Source organism: Methylobacterium sp. C1 (assembly GCF_001854385.1).
GTDB lineage: Bacteria > Pseudomonadota > Alphaproteobacteria > Rhizobiales > Beijerinckiaceae > Methylobacterium > Methylobacterium radiotolerans.
Window position 1 is genome coordinate 1,195,774 of record NZ_CP017640.1, and the last position, 23,122, is coordinate 1,218,895.

A 23,122-nucleotide genomic window follows, 5' to 3' on the forward strand; every position below is an offset into this window, starting at 1 on the left:
GCGCGGGCCCCGTCGACGGCGACGATCTGACCGAGTCCTCGCCGAACAGCCTTAACCGGGGGTTAAGAGGGCCGCGCGGACAGGCTCAGCGCGTCCCGGAGATCCTGGCCATCGGTGAGGCGCAGGCCGCGGCGGCGGAGCGCGGAGAGCAGCGCGCGGTCGGGGAACGGACAGTACGGCAGAACCGGCGCGGTCCGCCCCTCCGGCAGCGCCCCGGTCCGGGCGACCTCGTCGAGGAGCCGGTCGAGCATCGCGCGCCCGTGGGCGTGGAGCGCCACCGAGGCCCGGGTCGCGGTCGTGCCCTCGGGCAGCGGTACGGCCTCCTGGGCGAGGATCGCGCCGGTGTCGATCGTGGCGGCCAGCCGGTGCAGGGTCATGCCGAACTGTCCGGGCCCGTCGGCCAGGGCATGGATCGTCGGCACAGGGCCCCGGTGGCGCGGCAGCAGGCCGGGATGCCCGTTGACGCCGCCGAGCCGCGCCAGGCCGATGATCTCGGGCTTCAGGATCTGATCGAAATGGTAGGTGAGGATCAGGTCCGGTGCGGCGTCCCGCAATGCCCGCGCGACGTCCGGGCCGTTGACGTCGTCGACCGTCAGGGTCGGGATGCCCAGGCGGCGGCACAGGGTCCTGAGCGGCGTCGCCTCCGGCGCGTCGCCGCTTCCGGACGCCGCCTGGGTCAGGGGCGCCAGGGGCCGCAGCAGGTCCGGCAGGCCGAAATTGACCGCGAGGTAGGGCAGGATCCCGGTGCCCGAGCGCGCGAGGTGCCGCCGGATCTGCCCCGTCAGACCGCCGCTCGACGGCCGCTCGGCGTTCGAGAGCCCCACCAGCGCGATGTCGGCCCGGAGATCGGCGACGAGCCGGCGCACCGCGCGGGCGTTCGGCAGCGCCTCCAGGACGAACAGCGCGATCCGGGGCCGCGCCATCAGCGCCGCTTCCGCCGCTGGAACCGGAAGGCGTAGAGGCCGGCCTTGCGGACGTTCTCGGGCAGGAGCAGCACGGTGCGGGCGAGCGCCGTGAGGATGAACGGGAAGGCGATCACGTCGCGGTTGGCCGCGATGCCCTTGGCGATCCGCACGGCCGCCTCCTCGGCGCTGATCTCCAGCGGCCGCCAGCCCTTGAGCTCGCCGCCCATCGGCGTCTTCACGTAGCCCGGGGTGACGACGTTGACCTTCACGCCCCGGGGCGCGACCTTCTGGCGCAGGGCGAGGCCGTGGGCGACCAGAGCCGCCTTGGCGCCGCTGTAGGCCGGCGCGTCCTGGAGCGGCGCGTAGGCCGCGAGCGACGACAGCAGCACGATCTGACCGCGCCCGCGCTGGAGCATCAGCGTCAGGGTGGGCAGCATCACGTTGAGCGTGCCGGTGTAGTTGATGTCGGCGGTCTCGAAGGCCACGTCCTCGGCCTCCACCTGCCCCTCCTGATTGCCGCCGTTCACCGCCGCGTTGGCGATGACGAGGTCGAGGGGGGCCTCGGCATCCGACCGGTGGACCAGCGCCACGGTGGCGGCCCGGTCGCGGGTGTCGAGGCGGGCGGTCTCGACGGTCGCGCCGCCGGCGCGGCAGTCGCGGGCGACGATCTCCAGCCGCTCGGCGTTGCGGCCGACCAGGATGAGGCTCGTGCCGGATTGCGCGTAGTGGCGCGCCAGCGCGGCGCCGATGCCGCTCGACGCGCCGGTGATCAGGATACGGGGCATGGGGCGGGTTACGCCGCCGCGCGGGGAAAGATCAAGGCCGGGAAAGGCTCACCGGCGGTGAAACGCGCTTCAAAGGCCGCCGAACGGCGACGGTCCCGGAGTCCGGCGAGTCCGGTCAGTAGACCGGCGCGAGCTCGCCGTCGCGCTCGGCCACCTCGCTGACCGCCCGCGCCGCCGCCAGCATCGCGTCGGGCAGGGCCGCCTCCATCCGCGGCACCGAGCCGGCCACCGCGCGGTCGATCGCCTCCTTGGAGAAGAAGCCGCCGTTGACCTGGGTCCGGTGCAGGACCACGCGGCGGAAATCCGCCATCAGGTCCATCTCCGGCGGCGTCGGATTCTTCCAGAAGCTGTCGAGATCGCCCTGATGGGTCAGGCCGGCCATGTTGTAGATCGCGGTGCCGACCGCGTGGGTCGGGCAGCCCATCTCGAGGGACAGCATCCCCACCGTGGAGTTGACGATCACCACGCCGCGGGCGCCCTTGATCAGGGCCGGGAGGTCGCCGCCGTCGATGAAGTCGAGCCGGTCGCTGACGCCGTGGCGCCGGGCCGAGGCGCGGGCGAACTTGCGCCAGTTGATCAGGCCGCTGTCGAGCGGGTGCAGCTTCACCAGCAGCCGGGTCGGTGCCGACGAGCCGTCCGCGAAGGACTTGATCACCCGGTCCATGAAGCCCTCGACGCCGAGGAACGGCGAGTGGACCCGGATCTGGTAGTCGCTGTCGAGCTGCAGCGGCAGCAGGAAGTAGTCGCAGCCGACCGCGCGGTAGATCTCGTCGCAGCGGGCCGCCTCGCGGCGGGTATGGGCGCGGCGCGCGAACTTCTTGATCCAGCCGGCATACTCGGCCGCGATATGGGTCGGCCGGTGGCTGCGGAAATGCGGGAAGAGGTAGGGGAACAGCACGTTGGCGAGGTTGTAGCCGACGTCCCAGACGCTGCGGCGGGCCATGTCGCCCGTGGAGGGCATCGCCCGGCCGGGCTGCGGCAGGCGCCGCGCCAGGGCCCGGATCTCGGCGGCCGTCCGGGGAAGCGACGAGAAGCCGTTCACGCCGCCCAGCTCGCAGGTGATCCAGTTCGGGCGGATATAGCCCTCCTCGAACACGTGCACCCGCAGGCCGCGATACTCGGCGATCATGCGGGCCGCCTTGTGGAACGGCCGGCAATCGCCGAACAGCACGATGTCGGTCACGCTCTCGCGGTCCAGATAGGCCTCGAGATACTCGCCCCAGGCCTCGCGGCGGCCGCGGTAATTGTCGGCCTCGCCGCTCCAGAACAGCCAGTCGCCGGGGCAGAGATTGATGCGCCGGACGCTGTGTCCCCGCGCGCGCAGCGCCTTTCCGAGATCGGAGAAGAACGGCGTCGCGATGCCCTGCAGGAAGAGGAAGGTCGCGGGGCGGTCGCGGAGGGCGTCGGGGGCGGGCTGTTGCATTCCGCGGCGCTTCTGTCCTTGACCCTGGGCCGGATGAACCGCACCGGCGAGAGACTCTTGAGGTGGCACGGTGCCCGGCGGCCCCGCAATCCGAAGCCACGCCGCGGCATGGCATTTCCGCGCCAGCGTGGCCCGTCTGCAACGGTCCCGCGCCTGCGGCTCAGCCTCCGGATTAGGCGGGCAATCGCGGCGACGATATGTCCAAATCCTTTCCAGGACGTGGCGACGGCGACGCGCGCTCAGGTTGTCCCCGCGTTGCATCACCATCCCATGCCGACGAAAATGCGCTACAGGCAGCTTCCGCACCTCGACCCGACCGGAGCCGGACGCACCGACCATGCCCGCTGACCCGACCCCGTCGCTCTACGCGACCGGCCGCACGATCCGCCGCCTGCGGGCGGAGATCGAGGCCGCGACGGGCCTCGCCTTCGGTCCGGCACGGCCCGGCGCCGTCGGCGCGGCCTGGGGCGCGGGCAGCCTCGCGGGGCGCCTGCTGGCGCTGACGGGGCGGCGCCGGCTCGTGGTCGCGCCCGGGCCGGTCCTGAGCCCCTACGACTCGCCGGAGACCGGCTTCGCGTCCCTGCGGATCAGCCTCGACGGCGCGCCCCTGGGCGGGGAGGGCGGCGTCCACTACCTCGATCCCTGGAGCCGGGCGCCGATCGACCGCGCGGCCTGCGCCGAGCGGGTGGCGTGGCTCGCCGCGCGCTTCGCCGAGAACGACCGGCGGGTGATCTATGTCGGGATGTCGCGCTGGAAGCGGCCCGCCCTCGACGTCCTCGGCGCCGGGCCCGCCGGCCGGCCGATCCACACCATGACCACCGAGGCCGCGATCGCCGCGGGACAGCGCCACGGCGGCCGCATCCTGGCCTGGGCGACGCGGGCACCGGGCCAGCTCGAGGAGGCCTGCGCGCGGGCCGGCCTGCCGCTGGCCCGGGTCGAGGACGGGTTCCTGCGCTCCGTGGGGCTCGGCGCCAGCCTGCAGCCCGGCGCCTCCATCGTGGTGGACGACCTCGGCATCTACTACGACCCGCGGCGGGAGAGCCGCCTGCAGCGGCTGCTCGCCGAGGCCGACTTCACCCCGGACCTCGTCGCCCGGGCGCGGCGCCTGCGCGAGGAGGTCGTGGCGCGTCGGCTCAGCAAGTACAATGTCGGCCTCGACGCCGCCGCGCTCGACTGGCCGCCGGGCCGGCGGATCGTGCTCGTGCCCGGCCAGGTCGAGGACGACGCCTCGGTGCGCCACGGCTCGCCGCTGGTCCGCTCGAACCGGGCGCTGCTGGAAGCGGCGCGGCGGCGCAACCCGGACGCGTTCCTGCTCTACAAACCGCATCCCGACGTGGAGGCCGGGTTCCGTCCCGGCATCATCCCGGAGGCGGAGGCCCTGACTCTTGCCGACCGGATCGTGGGCGGCATCAGCATCGTCGACCTCCTCGACCGGGTGCATCACGTCGAGACCATGACGTCGCTGGCCGGGTTCGAGGCCCTGATCCGCGGCCTCACCGTGGCGACCCACGGCCGGCCGTTCTACTCCGGCTGGGGCCTGTCGGAGGATCTCGCGCCGGGGGCCGACCGCGGCCGCCGGCTGAGCCTCGACGAGCTGGTGGCCGGCGCCATGATCCTCTACGCGCGCTACCTCGACCCGATGGCGATGAAGCCGTGCACCCCGGAGCAGCTCCTCGACCGCCTCAGCGCGGCCCGGGCGGCGGCGCCGCGCAACGCCCTCTCCCTCGGCCGGACGGCCCATCTGGTGATGCGCGCCCGCTACGGCCTCCTCAATCCCGTCGTGCGGGCCCTGCGCAGCCGGCGCGGCGTCGGCCGCGAGGCCGGCGGCGGGCCGCGCTAGGGCGGCGCGCGCGGCGCGAATCCCGTTCCGCGAGACCCTGATGTGACACCAAAGCGATAGCGCGCGCTGCTAGAGTCCGCCCGCAGCCGCCCGTCCCCGGGGCCGATTCCGATCGTTCTGGATCAGGAACGGCCCGTAACGCCTTGCTCCCGCGCGCTGTTTCCCGCCGGACCGGATCCCGGCGGCGAGCAGGCCCGCCCCACGCCGAGTGTCCGTGTCTTGACGACGTTCCTCATCGCCACCGGTCTCGCGCTCGCCGCGTGCCTCGCCCTGGAGGTGTTCGCGGGCGACTCGATCGCGCGGGCGAGCCTCGCGCCGCGGGATCTCGGCCTGCGGCTGCTCGGCTACCTGCTGATCCTGCTGTTCTGGTTCGAGTTCTCCTGGCGGCCCTGGCTCGCCGGGCTGACCTGCGTGATCACCGTGGCGATCCTGATCGTCGTCAGCCGCGCGAAGCGCTCGGTGATCGGCGAGCCGCTGCTGTTCAGCGATTTCGCCCTGCTGCCCCAGGTGCCGCGACATCCGCAGCTCTACTACATCCCGCCCCTGTGGGACCCGCGCATCTCCGTGCCGGTCCTGCTCACCCTGGCGGTCACCGCGCTGTGGTACTGGATCGAGCCGAGCGTGCTGCCCGTCGCGACCCTGCCGCGGGTGCTGTGCCTGCTCGGCCTCCCGCTCGCGCTCTGGCTGCTGGTCCGGGCGGCCCCGCGCCCGCCGCTCGCCCGGCTGATCGCCCGCTGGTTCCCCGAACCCGATCTGGAGGCGGATGTCACCCGGGTCGGCCTCCCGGCGAGCCTCCTGGGCTACACCGCCCGGGCGATGGCCGGCGGCGTGCCGGTGCCGGCGGCGCCGGCGCTGCCGGAGGGCCCGGGCGACGACGTCGTCGTGGTGATCCAGCTCGAATCCTTCGTCGATCCGGAGCGGCTCGGCGGCCCGAAACTGCCGGCGATGGACCTCTTCCGCACCCGGGCCGCGCAGTACGGGCGCCTGCGGGTGCCGGCGCACGGCGCCTACACGATGCGCAGCGAGCACGCGGTGCTCACCGGCCGACCGTCCGAGAGCCTCGGCTTCGGCCGCTTCGACCCCTACACGTCCCGCAGCGGCGACGAGCCGACGAGCCTCGCCCGGCTGGCCGGGGGACGGGGCTACGGGACCCTGTTCCTGCACCCGTTCCACCGCGACTTCTTCCGGCGGGCGCGCGTGATGGAGGCCTTCGGCTTCGCCGATCTCGTGATGGGGGAGGCCTTCGCGGAGGCGCCGCGCGTCGGGCCCTATGTCGGGGACGTCGCCCTCGGCGCGCGCCTCCTCGCGGAAGTGCGGGCCCGCCGCGCGCCCCTGTTCCTGTTCTGCGTGACCATGGAGAACCACGGTCCGTGGAAGCCGGGGCGGCTGCCGGGGATCGACGACCCGCAGGCGCAGTATCTCCATCACGTCGCCCATACCGGGCAGATGGTCGAGGATCTCGTCGCCGGCCTGGACGCCATCGCCCGCGAGCGGGGCCAGACCATCACGCTCTGCGTGTTCGGCGACCACGCACCGTCGCTGCCGAGTTGCAAACCCGGTTTCGGCGGGCGGACCACCGAGTACGCCCTGTTCCGCTTCGGCCGCCCGCACGAGGCCCCGCAGCGCGCCGACATCGGCGCCGACGAGCTCGGGCGGGCGCTGCGTGCGAGTCTCGCGACCGCGCCCGCGGACGTCGCCGCGGGGACATGATAAGGTTAAGCTTGCGCGGCATAAGCGTGGCCGTGCCACGCTGGTGACGCATTGCCCGCGGATAGCGCGACCGGCCACGCGACGGCCGCCGCTCCGGCGCGGCCGTTAAAGCGATCGCAGCGTTTGGCGGTCAAACTGGGTGTCCCGGCCCGGGCCAGCGATGGCGCGGGCTCGGCGAGGAGAAATCTTTGTGATGCTGCGTAAGACGGCGTGCACCGCCCTGATGGCCGCCCTGGCGGCTGGATCTGCCGGCGGTTGCACGTACCTGCCCGCGGCGGGTCCGACGGCGAGCGCGATCCAGGCCGGATCCGAGGTCGCCACGGCCGACGGAGGCCTGCTCGCCCGCTACGAGATCATCGACGTCACTCCCTCCGTGGTCGAGGCCCTGCGCGGCCGGCCGCTGGACAGCCTGCTCGCCTCCTTCGGCGACCACCGCCCCTCCTCCGAGCCGGTCATCGGCATCGGCGACATGGTCTCGGTCTCCGTCTGGGAAGCCGGGTCCGGCGGCCTGTTCTCCGGGCCCCTCGTCGCCGACCGCTTCTCCGCAGGCTCCAAGTCCGCCCTCATCCCCGAGCAGCCCGTCGGGCGCGACGGCGCCATCTCGGTGCCCTACGCCGGCCGCATCAAGGTCGCCGGCCGCCGCACCCAGGACGTCCAGGCGCTCATCGAGAACGAGCTCGCCGGCAAGGCCATCCAGCCGCAGGTGCTGGTCTCGGTCACACGCCCGATCTCCCAGGCCGTCACCGTCACCGGCGAGGGCGCCGCCGGCGCCCGCCTGCCGCTCTCGGGCCACGGCGACCGCATCCTCGACGTCATCGCCGCCGCCGGCGGCAACCGCGCGCCGGTCAACGAGACCTTCGTGCGGCTCTCGCGCGGGCCGGTGACCGCGACCGTGCCGCTGACCACGGTGGTGTCGAACCCGCGTGAGAACATCTACCTGCGGCCCAACGACGTGCTGACCCTGGTGCGCGACCCGCAGACCTTCATCGCGGTGGGCGCGCTGGGCAACAGCACCGAGCTGCCGTTCCAGGCCGACGGGATCACGCTGGCGCAGGCGCTGGCCAAGGCGCGCGGCCTGTCGGACTTCGCCGCCGACCCGGCCGGCACCTTCATCTTCCGGTTCGAGCCCGCCAGCGTCGTGCGCCGGCTCAGCCCTGGCTCGAAGCTGCTCGGCACGCCTCTGGTGCCGGTGGTCTACCGGATCGACATGCGCGACCCCAACAGCCTGTTCGTGTCGCAGGCGTTCCGGATGCGCAACCGCGACCTGATCTACGTGTCGAACGCGCCCTTCACCGAGGTCCAGAAGGTCCTCACCGCCTTCAGCGGCATCACCGGCCCGGCCTCCTCGGCCGCCCTGGCCTATTCCTACGCCAAGTAGGACCCGTGCTCCGCGACGGGCGGCACCGCCGCCGGTCGCCGCGCTGGGGGTGCCGCGCGCGTCCGACCGAGACTGCCGCGGTCTGTCGATACGAAGAAGGGGCGCGGATATCATCCGCGCCCCTTCTTCGTGAGGGTCTCGAAGAACCGGGGCGCGCGGCCCCGGCCGGGCTCAGACCCGCTTGGCCAGCAACTGCTCGATCAGCGAGCCGCCCTTGTCGATGGCCGCCAGCTCCTCGGCCACCGCGTTCACGGTGTCGCGGATCTGGTCGGGCGTGTGCTCGGAGGTGAGGAAGAAGCGCAGGCGCGAGGCCCGCTCCGGCACGGCCGGGTGGATGATCGGCTGCACGTTGATGCCCCGGCGGAACAGCCGGTCCGACAGGGTCACGGCCTTCAGCGAATCGCCGACGATGATCGGCACGACCGCGAGGCCGAGGCTGAAACCGGTGTCGAGGCCGAGCTTCTTGGCGGTGGCCAGGAACAGGGTGCCGTTCTGGCGCAGGCGCTCGACCCGCTCGGGCTCGGCGTGCATCACGGCGAGCGCCGCCTCGGCCGCGGCCGCGAGCGGCGGCGACATGCCGACGCTGTACACGAAGCCGCCGGCGGTGTGCTTCAGGTACTCGATCAGCGCGATCGGGCCGCAGATGTAGCCGCCGCAGGTCGACAGGGTCTTCGACAGCGTGCCCATCCAGATGTCGACCTCGCGGGGGTCGACACCGCAATGCTCGAACAGGCCGGCGCCGGTCCGGCCGGTGACGCCGAGGCCGTGCGCCTCGTCGACCATCAGCCACGCGTCGTAGCGCTTCTTGAGGGCGACGAGCCCGGCGAGGTCCGGCGCGTCGCCGTCCATGCTGTAGAGGCCCTCGACCACGATCAGCGCCCGGCGATGCTCGTGGCGGGTCGACTGGAGCAGGGTCTCCAGGGCGTCGAGATCGTTATGCGCGAAGGAGCGCCGTTGGGCGCCCGACAGCTGCGCGCCGGTGACGATGCTGTTGTGGGACAGCGCGTCGTGGAAGATCACGTCGCCGGCTTCCAGCAGGGCGCCGATGGTCGTGACGTTGGTGGCGTGGCCGCTCACCATCACGATGCAGCCCTCGGACTGGTAGTGCTTGGCCAGCGCCTGCTCGAGGCTGATGTGCCCCGGCCGCTCGCCCGCCACGACGCGGCTCGCCGACGCGGAGGTGCCGTAAGCCTCGATCGCCTCCCGGGCGGCGTTGCTCACCCGCGGATGGCCGTTCAGGCCGAGGTAGTCGTAGGACGAGAAGTTGGTGAAGCTCTTCTGGTCGATCCGCGTCGTGGCCCCGGCCTTGGCGTCGTGGACGCGGAAGAACGGGTTGCCCAGGCCGATCAGATCGGCCGCCTGGCGCTGGAGCTTCAGCTCGCGGTAGCCCGGCAGGTTCTCGAAGTTCTGCGCCGCCGACTTGCCGGCGGGAGAGGCCGTCTTGACGGGGGCCGGGCGCGGCGTCGCGCGCCCGAGCCGGTTGGTCACGAAGCCGGCGAGCGCCGCGCGCCCACCGTCCGGCCGTGCCGTGTCGGTCATGAGTTGGTCTCTTTGATCTCGCTGGACGTCTGCTCGATGAGTTCCTTGAGAGGCGCGAGGATCTGCGCATCGACCTCACCGCCGACATGCTTCGAGACGAGGCTCATCGCGACGCCGGCCGTCTCGTCCATGGGCGCGGAAACCGCCTGAATTAAGGACTCCGACAGCTCATTGACGGTCATGCCCGACGAAAGTCCGGCGGGCGGCGCGTCGAGGGCGAAGCGCTCCTGCAGGCTGGCGCCGAGCTCGACGCCCATCAGCGAGTCGAGGCCGATCTCCGAGAGCTGGCGCACGCGGCTGATGTCGTCCTTCGGCAGCCGCAGGATGCGGGCGATGTCCTCGACGATCGCGTCCGACACGGTCTTGCGGACCGCGTCGAGGTCGCCGCCCTTGAGCAGCGCGGCGATGTTGATCGCCTGGACGCCGCCGGCCTCGGCCTGCTGGTCGGACCCGAGTTCCGCGTAGCTCGGCGAGCGCATGGTGGCGAGACGCTCGCGCGCCTTGCCCCAGTGCATCGCCGCGATCGCGATGACGCCCTCGTCCGGGGACGCGCCCTGGCTGCCCAGCGCCTCGGCCATCAGGTCGAGGCAGCGGCGGGCCTCCATCGGCGTGACGCCGACGCGGCCGGCGAGGCCTTCCATGACCGCCTTGTTGCGGGCGAGCATGCCGACATCGCCGATGGCGCCCCAGGCCACCGCCAGGGCGGGCAGGCCGCGGCGGCGGCGCTGGCGCGCGAGGCCTTCCATGAAGCCGTTGGCGGCCACGTAGGAGCCCTGGCCCGGGTTGCCGATGAAGGTCGTCGCCGAGGAGAACAGGACGAAGTAGTCCAGGCTCCGGTCGCGGGTGGCGGCGTCGAGGTGCTGCGCGCCGATCACCTTCGGGCCGATCACCGCGTCGAGCGCCGCGGCGTCGATGTTGGAGATCAGGCCGTCCTGAAGAACCGCCGCGGCGTGGAGCACGCCGGCCAGCTTCTTGCCGCCCTGCTCGATCCCGGCGATGAGCCGGTCCACCGAGGCGCGGCTGGTGATGTCGACGGCCTTGGCCTCGACGGTCAAGCCCCGGGCCGACAGCTCCGCCACGATCGCCTTGGCCTCGTCGGTGGCCGCGCCCTTGCGGCCCGCGAGCACGAGGTGCTTGGCGCCCCGGTCGATCAGCCAGCGCGCCGCCTCCAGGCCGAAGCCGCCGAGGCCGCCGGTCAGCAGGTGGACACCCTCGGCCGAGACCGTGAACGGGCGGGCCGTGTCCTTCATGATCGTGCCGGCCTTGGGCGGGCTGATCACGATCTTACCGATGTGGCCGGACTGCTGCATCAGCCGGAACGCGTCCGAGGTCTCAGCCGCCGTGAACGGCTGGTACGGCAGGGGCTTCAGGCCGCCGTCGTTGAACAGCGCCATGACCTCGCGGAACATCCGCGCGCCGTCGTCGCCCTGGTGCTGGATCACCTGATCGAGGTCGACGCCGAAGTAGCTGAGGTTCCGCCGGAACGGGCGCAGGCCGATATGGGTGTTGGCGACGTAGTCGCGCTTACCCAGCTCGACGAAGCGGCCGAACGGCCGGAGCGCGTTGAGCGAGCGCTCCATCGCCTCGCCGAACAGGCTGTTCAGCACGATGTCGACGCCGTCGCCGGTGATCGCCCGGACCTCGTCCACGAAGGCGAGGGAGCGGGAATCGAGCACGTGCTCGGCGCCCAGCGCCTTCACCAGCGCCCGCTTCTCGCGGGAGCCGGCCGTGGCGATGACCCGCGCGCCCTTGAGCTTGGCGATCTGCAGGGCCGCGAGGCCGACACCGCCCGCGCCGCCGTGGACCAGCACCCATTCGCCGCGCCGCATCCGGGCGCAGGAGACGAGGCCGTAATAGGCGGTGAGGAAGGCCACCGGCACGGTGGCGGCCGCCATCGGGTCGAGGCCCTGCGGCATCGGCGCGACGACGAGGTCCGGCACCACGATGTGCGTCGCGAAGCCCGACTGGGCGAAGGCGACGACCGGGTCGCCGACCTTGAAGCCCTTCACGCCCGGGCCGACGGCCGTGACGCGGCCGGCGCACTCGAGGCCGAGGCGGGGGCCGGCGAAGCCGTCCTCCAGGATCTCCTCGGGGAGCATCGAGAGCGCCCAGAGCACGTCGCGGAAGTTGAGGCCGGTGGCCTCGACCGCGATCTCCATCTCGCCCTTGCCGGGGGCGCGGCGCTCGGCCGGACCCCAGACCATCTCGCTGAGGCCGCCGGTGTTGCTGCGCTCCAGGCGCGCGGCCTCCGCCGGGACGGCGTCGGCCGGATCCCGGTGCTGCGGCCGGCCGGCGTGGAAGCGCACGACCTGGGTCCGCTCGTCGTCCAGCACGATCTCGGTCTCCGGCGTGCCGGAGAGGATGAGGTCGCGCAGGCGCTCGGAGGCGCGCTTCGACGACATCTCGGGGGAGAGGTCGATGCGGCGGACGTCGAGGTTCGGGGCCTCGTTGGCGAGCGTGCGGGAGAAGGCCCACACGCCGGCCTCGATGTTGGTGGTCTGGCCGCCGCGGTCGCGGGTGGCGCCGGGCGCCACGACCCAGAGTCGGGTCTGGCGGGATCCCAGATGCTCGGTGCAGCGCTTGAGGCTGAGGCAGCGGTCGCGCAGCCGCTCGGCCGCCTCGCCGCCGCGGGTGAAGGCGCCGGCCAGGAACACCACCGTGTCGGGGGTCTCCTTCTCCAGCTCCATCAGGGAGGTCTCGGAGTCGAGGATGATCGAGACGTGCACGCCGCCCGCGACCAGCAGGGTGGCCAGGGAGGAGGCGGTCTCGGCCGCGAACTCGTCGTCCGAGCCGATGATGAAGGCGAAGCTCTGCGCCGGGGCCGGGCCCGGGCGCACCGGCGCCTCGGCCGTCAGCAGCAGGTCGTCGCCGTTGGCCGACGCCGCCCGCTCGACCTCGACCTTGACCAGGCCGTGGGCGCTCAGGATGCGCTGCCAGCCCTCGATGTCCTCGAGCCGGCCCACGGGCAGGCCGCCCGCGGCCTCCTCGAACCAGCCGGCCGTGAGACCGAACACGAGGTCGCGGAACAGGGAGGCCCCCGGCTCCACCGCCACCAGCAGGCCGCCGGTGGCGAGCGCCCCGGCGAGCTGGCCCGGCAGGGCGCGGTCGCCGCGATGCAGGCTGCCCGAGGCCAGGATCAGGTCGAAGCTGCCGGGCGCGAGCTCCTCGGCGGTCTCGACCACGGCGGCGGCGCGGCCGAGGGACAGGCGGGCGCGCTCGGCGAGCCGGCGGTCGGTCTCGAAGACCGTGAGCCGGGCCTCGGCGGCGGCCGCGAAGGTCGCGGTCTGGGCCGAGAGCGGGCCGAAGCCGACCTGCAGGACCCGCAGCGCCCGCTCCTTCGGGAGCTGGGCGCGGCTCCGCTCGATCAGGTCGGCGACCACGTCGGCGCCGTGGCGCGCGGTGGCCGAGCGCAGCACGAAGGCGTCGATCGCCCCCTGCGGCAGGGCCGGCGCGTCGCTCAGCGTGCCGGCGAGCAGCCGGTCGACCAGGGCGCCGACATCGGCGATCAGCACCAGCTCGGCCGAGAGATCCGGGTGGTCGCCGGCGATCCAGCGCATGATCTCGTCGGGCGCGGGCAGGGCGGAGCCGTCGCCGAGCGTCCAGTTCGGGCCCGCGCGCTCGGCGAGGCCGCTGCTCTCCAGGGCGTAGAGGGCGTTCAGCAGCCAGGGGCGCAGAGCCTCCGGCACGCGGCTGTCGGTGACCGTGACGGTCTCGCCCTGCGCCAGCCCGGAGGCCAGGCGGTAGGCGAGCGAGGTCGCCCAGCCCTCCAGCAGGAGGTGGCCCGGCGAGAGGGCGGCGTCGGCCGGCCCCTTCGCCTCGGCGGCGAGCGGGCGGAGACGCGCGGCCACGCTCGGGCGGCGCTCCATCGGGATCGCGGTCGGCTCGGTGGCGAGCTCCGGCACCTGCGAGATCGCGAAGGCCGAGAGGTCGCCGCCGCTCTTGGCGCGCAGGGCCTGGAACCGGCCCTCGCGGATCGTGGCGATGACCGCGCCCTCGGCGTCGAGGAGCGTGAAGTCCGCCAGGATCGAGCGCTCGTTGCAGCGGCGGGTCCGGATGATCGAGCGGGCGATCACCGCGCCGGGGCGCAGCAGCCGCACCTCGCCGAAGCGCACCGGGATATAGGCCTTGCCGCCGTTCTCGCCGAGCAGGTCGGCGAAGAGCAGGATCAGCCCGTGGAAGCAGGCGTCCAGCCGGTTCGGCACCAGGCCGTAGCGGGTGTCGGGCTCGGCCGGCAGCAGGTCGGACACGATGGTCGCGTCGTCGAGCCGGGCGCTCATCGCCACCTGCTGGAAGCTCGGGCCGAAGCCGAGCCCGGAGGCGAGGGCCTTGGCGTAGAGCGCGTCGCCGGTGAGGACGTGGTCGCCCGCGGTCTCGAAGCTGAAGCCGTCGAGATCCGGCGCCTTCGGGGCCGAGAAGCTGCCCTCGACGATCTTCGCCTGGGCGTGGAGCTGCCAGGGGGTCTGGGTCAGGCGCGGACGGCTCAGCACCTGGATGCCGTTGCCGGAACCCGACAGGCGCACCGCGACCTCGCGCAGGGCGTCCTCGGCGAACACCATCGGCGCCACGATCTCGAAGTCGGCGAGCACGACCGCGTCGTCGCGCAGGGCCTCGCGGACGCAGGCCAGCGCCATCTCGACGAAGCCGGCACCCGGCATGATCACCTGGCCGTCGACCTTGTGATCCTCCAGCTCCGGCACGGTCACCGGATCGACGAAGCCGTTCCACTCCAGCCCGTCGAAGGCCGTGCGCGACCCGATCAGCGGGTGGTAGGGGCGGGGGCTCATCGCGCCCACGCCCTCGGTGGTGTCGGCGAGGCGGAACGGGCGGCGCTGCCAGGGGTAGGTCGGCAGGCGCACGTCGCCCTTCGGCGCGTCGCCGAACAGCAGCGTCTCGTCGACCTGCGCGCCCTGGACGAGGGCGGCGCTGACCGCTTTGGCGATCGGGTCGCCGCCGGAGGCCTTGCGGTGCATCACGCCGACGGTGGCGGTCTCGATCCCGAGCGGCTCGACCGCGTCGCCGACGTGGGACATCAGGGTCGCGCGCGGGCCGACCTCGACGAAGACGCGGGCGCCGCGGCGGGTCGCGTCCTGCACGGCCTCGCAGAAGCGCACCGGCTCGCGGATGTTGCGCCACCAGTAGCCGGCGCCGAAATGGGAGCCGTCGAGCACGCTGCCCGTGACGGTGGAGACCATCGCGGTGGTGCCGGCCTTGGCCTTCAGCCCCGCGAGGTCGCGCAGCAGCGGCTTCTCGGTCGGATCCATCAGCCGGCCGTGGAAGGCGTAGGCGAGGTCGAGCTTGCGGCCGCGGCGGCGCTTGCGCGACAGGGCCTTGAGGGCGGCGTCGATGTCGGCCACCGGCCCGGCGACCGTGACGGCCTTGGGGCTGTTGTAGGCGGCGATGTCGAGGGTCGGGTAATCCTTGAGGAAGGTCTCGACCTCCTCGGACGGCATCAGCAGCACCGCCATGGTGCCCTGGCCGTGCGTCGTCTCCTGGTGGTGGCTGCGGTAGTAGATGACGCGGACCGCGTCCTCCAGGCTCAGGATCCCGGCGGCCTCGGCGGCCGCGATCTCGCCCACGCTGTGTCCGAGGACGTAGGACGGGATCAGGCCCTTCGCCTTGAGCGCGGCCGTCGAGGCGCTCTCGATGGCGAAGATCAGCGGCTGGGAGACGCTGGTCAGCGCGAGGCGCTCGTCGAGGTCGTCGGCGTAGAGCGCGTCCTTCAGCGACCAGTCCGAGTAGGCGCGGAACAGGGTGTCGATCCGGTCGAAGGTCGCGCGGAAGACCGCGTTCTCCTCGTAGGCCTCGCGGCCCATCCCGGCCCACTGGCTGCCGTTGCCCGAGTAGATGAACGCCACTTCGGCGACGCGGTCGACCGCGGTCCCGGTGAAGGCGTCCGGCGTGTCCTCGCCCTCGCCGACGGCGCGGAGCGCGGCGGCGACGTCGGCCTTGCCGTCGAGCGCGACGGCGAGGCGGGCGGGCATGCGCTCGCGGCGATGCGCCACCGCGGCCGCAACGGTCGCGACCTGCTCGGGGGCGGACTCGAGGCGCTCGGCGTAGTCGAGGGCGAGCTCGTTCAGCGCGGCGCGGCTCTGGGCCGAGAGCAGCAGCACCTGGGCCTGGGGCTCCGCGGTCGCGGCGGCGGGCTTCGCCCAGGCGGGGGCGTCGGTGATGACGACGTGGGCGTTGGTGCCGCCGAAGCCGAAGGAGTTGACGCCGGCGAAGCGCTCGCGGGCGCCGCGGCTGATCGGCATCGCTTCCCGCACGACGTGCAGGTTGAGCTCGCCGAAGGGGATCTCGGGGTTGAGCTCGGCCGCGTGCAGCGACGGCGGCACGAGGTCGTGTTCCAGGGCGAGCGTCGCCTTCATCAGGCCGGCGAGGCCGGAGACCGGCTCGGTGTGGCCGATATTGGTCTTGATCGAGCCGATCGGCAGCGGCGCCTGCCGCCCGCGGCCGAGCTTCGAGCCGATGGCCGAGGCCTCGATCGGGTCGCCCACCGGCGTGCCGGTGCCGTGCGCCTCCATGAAGGCGAGGTCGTCGAGCCGGATCTCGGCCTCGCGATAGACCTTCTCCAGCAGGGCACCCTGGGCGTAACCCGAGGGGAGGGAGATGCCGGTGGTCCGGCCGTCGGAGTTGATGCCGGAGGCGGCGACCACGGCGCGCACGGTGGCGCCGTTGCGCCGCGCGGCCTCGGCCGATTGCAGCACGAACACCACGCCGCCCTCGGAGCGCACGTAGCCGTCGGCGTTCTTGGAGAACGCCTGGCACAGGCCGGTGCGCGAGAGCATCTGCGCGGTGGAGAAGCAGATGAAGTTGAACGGGCTCGCCAGCACGTTCACGCCGGCGACGACCGCGGTGTCGACGCGGCCCGACCGGATCGCCTGCACGGCGTTGTCGAAGGCGACGAGCGAGGACGAGCAGGCCGTGTCGACCGTGAAGCTCGGGCCCTTCAGGTCGAAGATGTAGGAGATGCGGTTCGAGATGATCGAGAGCGTGTTGCCGGTCGCCGCGTAGGCGTCGCCCGACGGCGCGTCGAGGATGCGCAGGTTGCCGTAATCGAGGGACGAGGCACCGACGAACACGCCGATGTTGCTGCCGGCGACGCTCGACGGGCGCAGGCCCGCGTCCTCGAGGGCTTCCCAGGTCAGCTCCAGCAGCATCCGCTGCTGCGGGTCCATCTGCTCGGCCTCGCGGGGCGAGATGCCGAACACCGCCGGATCGAACGACCACACGTCGTCGATGACGCCCGCCGCCCAGGTGTAGCTCTTGCCGCGCTCATGGGCGCGCGGGTGGGCGAACCGCTCCAGGGAGAACCGGTCGGCCGGCACCTTGCTGACGGCGCAGCGCCCCTCGGAGAGGAGTGACCACAGGCCGTCCACGCTGGGGGCCCCGGGCAGTCGGCATGCGCGTCCGACGATCGCAATGTCTGTACGTTGTGTCACGTTCGGTTCGCACACGCTCGTTATCGGAAGTCGGCTCGGCTCTCGACGAGTGAGTACCCTCTCACCCCTTACTGTGGCACCATTGCGGTGTCCAACCAGCCCCAACGCGAGGTCATCCCTGCGTGGCAAAATTGCCGGAGGCTGTGACATGTATTCATCAGAAGCTTATCCAATTCCTGCGGCCAAAACGCCAAGTTTGAACCGCCGGACCGGCTTTCGAGACGCGGGCTCGATCACGAGAAAGCCACAGTTGCGCCTCCGCGGCCGCCGCCCGTCTAGCGGCATCGATGCCGATTCCGGAAGAAATCTTCGCGGTGTCGGGCAGATCCCGCACAGGAATCCGGGTCCGCGAGCTCGCGCGGCGACGATCAAGACCCGATCCGGGCGACGCTCTCCTTGGTTCGTCCGACCCCGCAATAGGTGAAACCGTGACGGGCGGCGCTCACCGGGTCGTAGATGTTGCGCAGGTCGATCAGCACGGGAGCCGCCTCGCCGGACGACATGGCCCGACGCAGCCGGTCGAGGTCGAGGGCCCGGAACGCGTTCCACTCGGTGACGATCACCACCGCATCCGCGCCCTCGGCGCAGGCGTAGGCGTTCTCGGCGTAATCCACAGCCGGCATCAGGATCCGGGCCTGCTCCATGCCCTCGGGATCGTAGGCGCGGACCACGGCGCCGGCATCCTGCAGGCCGGCCACGATCGCCAGCGAGGGCGCGTCGCGCATGTCGTCGGTGTTCGGCTTGAAGGTCAGGCCGAGCAGCGCCACCGTCTTGCCCCGCACCGAGCCGCCGCAGGCCCTGATCACCTTGCGCGCCATCGCGCGCTTGCGCTGGTCGTTGACCGCCACCACCGTCTCGACCAGCCGCAGCGGCGTTCCGGCGTCCTGCGCCGTCTTGACCAGCGCCAGCGTGTCCTTGGGGAAGCACGAGCCGCCGTAGCCCGGCCCGGCGTGCAGGAACTTCGACCCGATCCGGTTGTCCAGGCCGATGCCGCGCGCGACCGCCTGCACGTCCGCGCCCACCGCCTCGCACAGGTCCGCGACCTCGTTGATGAACGTGATCTTCGCCGCCAGGAACGCGTTCGCCGCGTACTTGGTCAGCTCGGCCGTGCGCCGCGACGTGACCATGATCGGCGCCTGGTTGAGGTAGAGCGGCCGGTAGACCTCGCGCATCACCGCCTCGGCGCTGGCCTCCTCGGCACCGACGACGATGCGGTCGGGGCGCTTGAAGTCGGCGATGGCCGCGCCCTCGCGCAGGAACTCGGGGTTCGACGCGACCGCGAACTGCGCCCCGGGGCTGGTCTCGCGGATGATGCGCTCGACCTCGTCGCCGGTGCCGACCGGCACGGTCGACTTGGTCACCACCACGGTGAAGCCGGACAGCGCGCCGGCGATCTCCCGGGCGGCGTCGAACACGAAGCTCAGGTCGGCGAAGCCGTCGCCGCGGCGGGAGGGCGTGCCCACCGCGATGAACACCGCGTCGGCCTCGGCCACGGCCTCCCGCATGGACGTGCTGAACGCGAGCCGGCCCTGGCGCACGTTCTCGGCGACCAGGACGTCGAGGCCCGGCTCGTAGATCGGCATGCGGCCGGCGTTCAGGCTGGCGATCTTGTCGGGGTCCCGGTCGACGCACACGACCGTGTGGCCGAAATCGGCCAGGCAGGCGCCGGAGACCAGGCCGACATATCCGGCCCCAATCATCGCAATCCGCATCGGGCCCTCCCGGCAGCTCGCCCTCGGCTTGCTGCGATGCAACATGATCCGGGGCGCACGCGGATGCAACCCGGGCCAGCCTGGATCTGCTCCAGTCTGTCACGGGAATGCAACACCCGCGAAGGATGACTGTAGTTTGACAGCCGGCCGCGGGGCGGCCCGCATCGGCCGCCGGTCCGCGGGCCGCGCCTCCGCGAAGGCGCGCGGGGCGGCTTCGCAGCGCGGGCGGCTTCCTGTAGAAGCGCCCCCGCCCGGCGGGGAGGCCCGGATCCGCCCCGAGGACCCGACCCAAGGATCGGTGAAGGACCGCGATGACCGAATTGCCCAACGTGCACGTGCGTGCCGAGGTCCTGGCCCAGGCGCTGCCCCACATGCAGCGCTACGACCAGGAGATCGTGGTCATCAAGTACGGCGGCCACGCCATGGGCGACCGGGCCGCGGCCGAGGACTTCGCCGAGGACATCGTCCTCCTGGAGCAGTCCGGGCTGAAGCCGATCGTCGTGCACGGCGGCGGTCCGCAGATCGGCAAGATGCTCGACCGGCTCGGCATCCAGTCCGAGTTCCGCGGCGGCCTGCGCGTCACCGACGAGGCCACCGTCGAGGTCGTCGAGATGGTCCTGGCGGGCCTGATCAACAAGCAGATCGTCGGCTGGATCTCCGCCGAGGGCGGCCGGGCGGTCGGCCTGTGCGGCAAGGACGGCAACATGGTCCGGGCCAAGCGTGCGATGAAGACCGTCGTCGATCCCGAGAGCCACGTGGAGCAGACCGTCGATCTGGGCCTCGTCGGCGAGCCGGACCACGTCGAGCGCGGCGTCCTCGACGCGGTGCTCAAGGCCGAGCTGATCCCGGTCCTCGCGCCGGTCGCCTACGGGGCGGACGGGCAGACCTACAACGTCAACGCCGACACCTTCGCGGGGGCGATCGCCGGGGCGCTCCGGGCCAAGCGCCTGCTGCTGCTCACCGACGTGCCGGGCGTGCTCGACAAGGACAAGAAGCTGATCCCCGAGCTGACCGTGGAGGATTGCCGGCGCCTGATCGCCGACGGCACCATCACGGGCGGGATGATCCCGAAGATCGAGACCTGCATGTACGCGATCGAGCGCGGCGTCGAGGCGGTCGTCATCCTCGACGGCAAGGTCAACCACGCCGTGCTCCTCGAGCTGTTCACCGATTACGGTGCCGGCACCCTGATCCGTCGGGGCTGAGAACGCGGCCGCCCGCGCACCGCGCCGCCCCCGACGGCGCGCTGCGGTGCGGTGCGCGGACGCAACCTCCGCGCGCCCGGCGCATTGTCGTACCCCCGCCCGCCCCGGAGGGGCCGGCCTCACAAGGTCCGGACAAGCATCAAACTTGCGAGCTTGGCCGTTCCGGTCCAGATTCCGGGGCAACAGCAACCTGAGGGGTTCCGGTGCACCACCCCGACAAGGCCCAGTTCACCACGCCGGCGGCGCGCGGCTTCGCCGATGTCGACACCTGGGTGTTCGATCTCGACAACACCCTCTACCCGAGCGACGCCGCGGTCTGGCCGAAGGTCGACGAGCGCATCACCCTGTACGTGATGCAGCTCTACGGGCTCGACGGCATCTCGGCCCGCGCCCTGCAGAAGTACTTCTATCACCGCTACGGCACGACGCTGTCGGCGCTGATGGTCGAGTCGCGGATCGATCCGCACGACTTCCTCGACTTCGCCCACGACATCGACCACTCGTCGATCAAGCTCGACAAGAGCCTCGGCGACGCGATCGAGCGGCTGCCCGGGCGCAAGCTGATCCTGACCAACGGGTCGCGCCGCCACGCCGAGAACGTCGCCGGCAAGCTCGGCATCCTCGACCACTTCGAGGACGTGTTCGACATCGCCGCCGCCGACTTCGTCCCGAAGCCGGAGCGCACGACCTACGAGCGGTTCCTGGAGAAGCACGCCGTCGAGCCGACCCGGGCCGCCCTGTTCGAGGACATCGCCCGCAACCTCGCGGTGCCGCACGACCTCGGCATGGCGACCGTGCTGGTGGTTCCGAAGGTCACCGATCCCTATCGCGAGGCCTTCGAGCAGGAGGCGGTGCGCGAGCCGCATATCGACCACATCACGGACGATCTCGCCGCCTTCCTCTCCGCCTGCGTGCTGCCCGAAGTGCGGTCGGGATCCGAGGAGCGCCGCTGACGCGAAGCCGGGCGGCGCGGTCGCGGTGCCTCCGCGGCCGGGGAGGGGCGTGGCGAAGACCCGGCCCCACCTGGAGTGGAGGAGCGGGACGCGGCGGAGCTCCGTCCGGGATCGATCGCACGATCCGACATCCCGGCGGCGCCGCGGATCGATCGCGCCCGTACCCAATCGACAAGCCGGCGGCGATCCTGTAGAGAGCCGCCCAACTCACAACAGGATCGCCGAAATCCTGGCGCCGATCGCCCATGAGGGGCGGAACGGCGCGACGGCCGGAGCTATGCCATGAACATCATCGAGCAGCTGGAGCGCGAGGAAGTCGCGCGCCTCGCCAAGACCATCCCGGATTTCGAGCCGGGCGATACGCTCATCGTCAACGTCCGCGTGAAGGAAGGCGAGCGCACCCGCGTGCAGGCCTACGAGGGCGTCTGCATCGCCCGCTCAGGCGGCGGCCTCAACGAGAGCTTCACGGTCCGCAAGATCTCGTACGGCGAGGGCGTGGAGCGCGTCTTCCCGGTCCATTCCCCGATGATCGACTCGATCAAGGTGGCCCGCCGCGGCAAGGTGCGCCGTGCCAAGCTGTACTACCTGCGCGATCGGCGCGGTAAGTCGGCCCGCATCGTCGAGCGCACCGACCGCTACAAGGCGAAGGACACCCCGGCCGCGGCGCCCGCCGCCGAGTAAGCTGTCCGATCCGCTCCGCGGGCCGGAGCGATCGTCCCGTTTCATTCAGACCGGTCCGGCTCAGCCGGGCCGGTTTTTGCTTGGCCGACGGCCCCTCAGGCAGCCCGGACTCCGTCGAGGAACCGGTGAGTCTCGGCGGAGAGCTGATCGGACCGGCGCGACAGGTCGATCGCGGCGCCGAGAACCTGCACGGCCGCCTCACCCGTCGCCTCGGTGCCCTGCGAGACGTCGGCGATGTTGCCGGTGACGGCCTCCGTGCCGTCCGCGCCACCGCCTCGGCGGTCGCCTGCATCTCCGTTGCGGGGGCGGAGACGCCCTCCATCAGCGCCGCGGCCCGGGCCTCGGGCCTCGGCCTCCGCTTCCTGCGCGGCCACCCGGTCCATCTCGGCCTTGGCGACCAGGGTCAGCCGGAACACTTCGACGGTCCGGGTCATCTGACCGATCTCGTCCGTCCGAGCCCGGGTATCGGCTCCGCGCCGTCGCCCTGGGCGAGCGCCTGCATCCGGCGGCCGAGCCGGTCGAGCGGGCGCACGATGCCGCGCCCGATCAGGAGCGAACCGGTCACCCCGAGGGCACCGAGCCCGAGCGGGAGGCCGATCGCCGCGAGCGCGAGTGTCCGGAAGGCGGCGTTGACGTCGTCGGTGTAGGTCCCCGCCGCGATCAAGATATTCCAGGGCCTGAACCTGACGGCGAGCGTCGTCTTCGGTGACATGCCGTCATGCCCGGGCCTGGGGCAGAGATAGCTCATCGTAGCCGTGTCGGAGGTCTTCAGCAGGTCGGTCAGCGTCCCGGCCACACGGACACCGTTGACCCGGCTCCGCGGCCGATGCCTGCCGACGAGCCGGCGGTCGGGAACCGCCAGAGCCGTGCCGCCCATCGCGTAGCCGGCGACGTCGTTGGTGCCCCCGTCGAAGCGCATGGCCATCGCGGTCTCGGTCAGCTCCGCCAGGGCCGCCTCGCGGGACAGGGCCCCGCTCCCGACCCGGGCCTCGAGGCTCTGCGCATAGGTGGTGAACGGCTCCGTGCCCGTGCGCAGGGACTGGAGCCGCTCCGACAGCATTTCCTGATAATATACTCACAATCAAGCGGCACCGATGACTGCGATGAGCAGCCCTGTGAGCGCGACGTGCCCCATCATTCGATGAGAGAGACCGATACTTAAAATCGTCTTGTCATGATACCGTCCGCCCGATCGCCAGTCTCGGCGATACCGCGGCGTGACCTGATAATTCTCAGACCACCTGTCATCGGAACCTGTGAGATCCCGGACGAGATCTGGAAGGCACGGGCCTCGGACGTGCAGAGCGGGCGAGAAGTCCGTCACCCGCGACGCCGCCCGCGCCGGGCGCAGGGACGGGCCTTCGGCCGCCGAAGAGGACCTGAGATCGTGCGCGCGGCACGCGGGCGGAATGCCCCACCACCCGGAAAGACCGGGATCGAATCGGCCGCTTGCACGCACCGCTCGGGCCCGCGAGGGAATGATGTCGTCGGCGGATCGAAGGGACGCCGCGGCCCGGCGGAACGGCGCGGGGCCGGCGCGATCGGGGCGCGC

At 72.1% G+C, this 23,122-nt stretch carries 14 protein-coding genes; 6 read left to right on the plus strand and 8 right to left on the minus strand.

Annotated elements, in window-relative coordinates; translation table 11 throughout:
• Positions 1-62 precede the first annotated feature (62 nt).
• The 3 genes from BKE41_RS05630 to BKE41_RS05640 all read right to left on the minus strand — a co-directional run bounded on the left by BKE41_RS05630 (position 63) and on the right by BKE41_RS05640 (position 3,113).
• On the minus strand, positions 63-923 hold the full coding sequence (locus BKE41_RS05630; RefSeq protein WP_012317948.1) for a formyltransferase family protein: 861 nt from the start codon (positions 921-923) through the stop codon (positions 63-65).
• On the minus strand, positions 923-1,690 hold the full coding sequence (locus tag BKE41_RS05635; protein ID WP_012317949.1) for an SDR family NAD(P)-dependent oxidoreductase: 768 nt from the start codon (positions 1,688-1,690) through the stop codon (positions 923-925). Before BKE41_RS05635 ends, BKE41_RS05630 begins: the two co-directional genes overlap by 1 nt.
• A 115-nt stretch (positions 1,691-1,805) precedes the next feature.
• Positions 1,806-3,113 (minus strand): capsular biosynthesis protein, encoded by a 1,308-nt coding sequence (locus tag BKE41_RS05640; protein ID WP_012317950.1) that lies wholly within the window; start codon positions 3,111-3,113, stop codon positions 1,806-1,808.
• A gap of 337 nt (positions 3,114-3,450) precedes the next feature.
• Between BKE41_RS05640 and BKE41_RS05645 the strand changes: the two genes are divergently transcribed.
• The 3 genes from BKE41_RS05645 (at position 3,451) to BKE41_RS05655 (ending at position 8,041) form a co-directional block, all read left to right on the plus strand.
• The gene (locus tag BKE41_RS05645; RefSeq protein WP_070998685.1) at positions 3,451-4,953 is read left to right on the plus strand and encodes a capsular biosynthesis protein; all 1,503 of its coding nucleotides are present in this window, start codon (positions 3,451-3,453) and stop codon (positions 4,951-4,953) included.
• 219 nt (positions 4,954-5,172) lie between these two features.
• Positions 5,173-6,663, plus strand: a complete 1,491-nt coding sequence (locus tag BKE41_RS05650; protein WP_070998687.1) for an LTA synthase family protein — start codon at positions 5,173-5,175, stop codon at positions 6,661-6,663.
• A 193-nt stretch (positions 6,664-6,856) separates the two neighbouring features.
• The gene (locus tag BKE41_RS05655; RefSeq protein WP_070998689.1) at positions 6,857-8,041 is read left to right on the plus strand and encodes a polysaccharide biosynthesis/export family protein; all 1,185 of its coding nucleotides are present in this window, start codon (positions 6,857-6,859) and stop codon (positions 8,039-8,041) included.
• A 171-nt stretch (positions 8,042-8,212) separates the two neighbouring features.
• On the opposite strand, the gene BKE41_RS05660 is transcribed toward BKE41_RS05655, so the two are convergent.
• The 3 genes from BKE41_RS05660 to BKE41_RS05670 form a co-directional block, all read right to left on the minus strand.
• Positions 8,213-9,580: an aminotransferase class I/II-fold pyridoxal phosphate-dependent enzyme gene (locus tag BKE41_RS05660; protein ID WP_012317954.1), complete on the minus strand. Its 1,368-nt coding sequence runs from the start codon at positions 9,578-9,580 to the stop codon at positions 8,213-8,215.
• Positions 9,577-17,019, minus strand: a complete 7,443-nt coding sequence (locus BKE41_RS05665; RefSeq protein ID WP_199825827.1) for a type I polyketide synthase — start codon at positions 17,017-17,019, stop codon at positions 9,577-9,579. Before BKE41_RS05665 ends, BKE41_RS05660 begins: the two co-directional genes overlap by 4 nt.
• A gap of 368 nt (positions 17,020-17,387) precedes the next feature.
• Positions 17,388-18,731, minus strand: coding sequence for a UDP-glucose/GDP-mannose dehydrogenase family protein (locus BKE41_RS05670; protein ID WP_070998692.1), 1,344 nt, complete (start codon positions 18,729-18,731; stop codon positions 17,388-17,390).
• Positions 18,732-19,042: 311 nt separating this feature from the next.
• On the opposite strand from BKE41_RS05670, the gene argB reads away from it, so the two are divergent.
• The 3 genes from argB (at position 19,043) to rplS (ending at position 21,570) form a co-directional block, all read left to right on the plus strand.
• Positions 19,043-19,936, plus strand: coding sequence for an acetylglutamate kinase (gene argB / locus BKE41_RS05675; protein ID WP_012317957.1), 894 nt, complete (start codon positions 19,043-19,045; stop codon positions 19,934-19,936).
• A 203-nt stretch (positions 19,937-20,139) separates the two neighbouring features.
• Positions 20,140-20,889, plus strand: coding sequence for a pyrimidine 5'-nucleotidase (locus BKE41_RS05680; RefSeq protein WP_063110474.1), 750 nt, complete (start codon positions 20,140-20,142; stop codon positions 20,887-20,889).
• 282 nt (positions 20,890-21,171) lie between these two features.
• A complete protein-coding gene (rplS, locus tag BKE41_RS05685; protein ID WP_012317959.1) occupies positions 21,172-21,570 on the plus strand; it encodes a 50S ribosomal protein L19 in 399 nt (132 codons plus the stop codon).
• A 95-nt stretch (positions 21,571-21,665) separates the two neighbouring features.
• On the opposite strand, the gene BKE41_RS05690 is transcribed toward rplS, so the two are convergent.
• Both BKE41_RS05690 and BKE41_RS05695 read right to left on the minus strand, forming a co-directional pair.
• On the minus strand, positions 21,666-22,004 hold the full coding sequence (locus tag BKE41_RS05690) for a hypothetical protein (protein ID WP_052516844.1): 339 nt from the start codon (positions 22,002-22,004) through the stop codon (positions 21,666-21,668).
• On the minus strand, positions 22,001-22,630 hold the full coding sequence (locus BKE41_RS05695; RefSeq protein ID WP_070998694.1) for a cache domain-containing protein: 630 nt from the start codon (positions 22,628-22,630) through the stop codon (positions 22,001-22,003). Before BKE41_RS05695 ends, BKE41_RS05690 begins: the two co-directional genes overlap by 4 nt.
• Between the last annotated feature and the right edge of the window lie 492 nt (positions 22,631-23,122).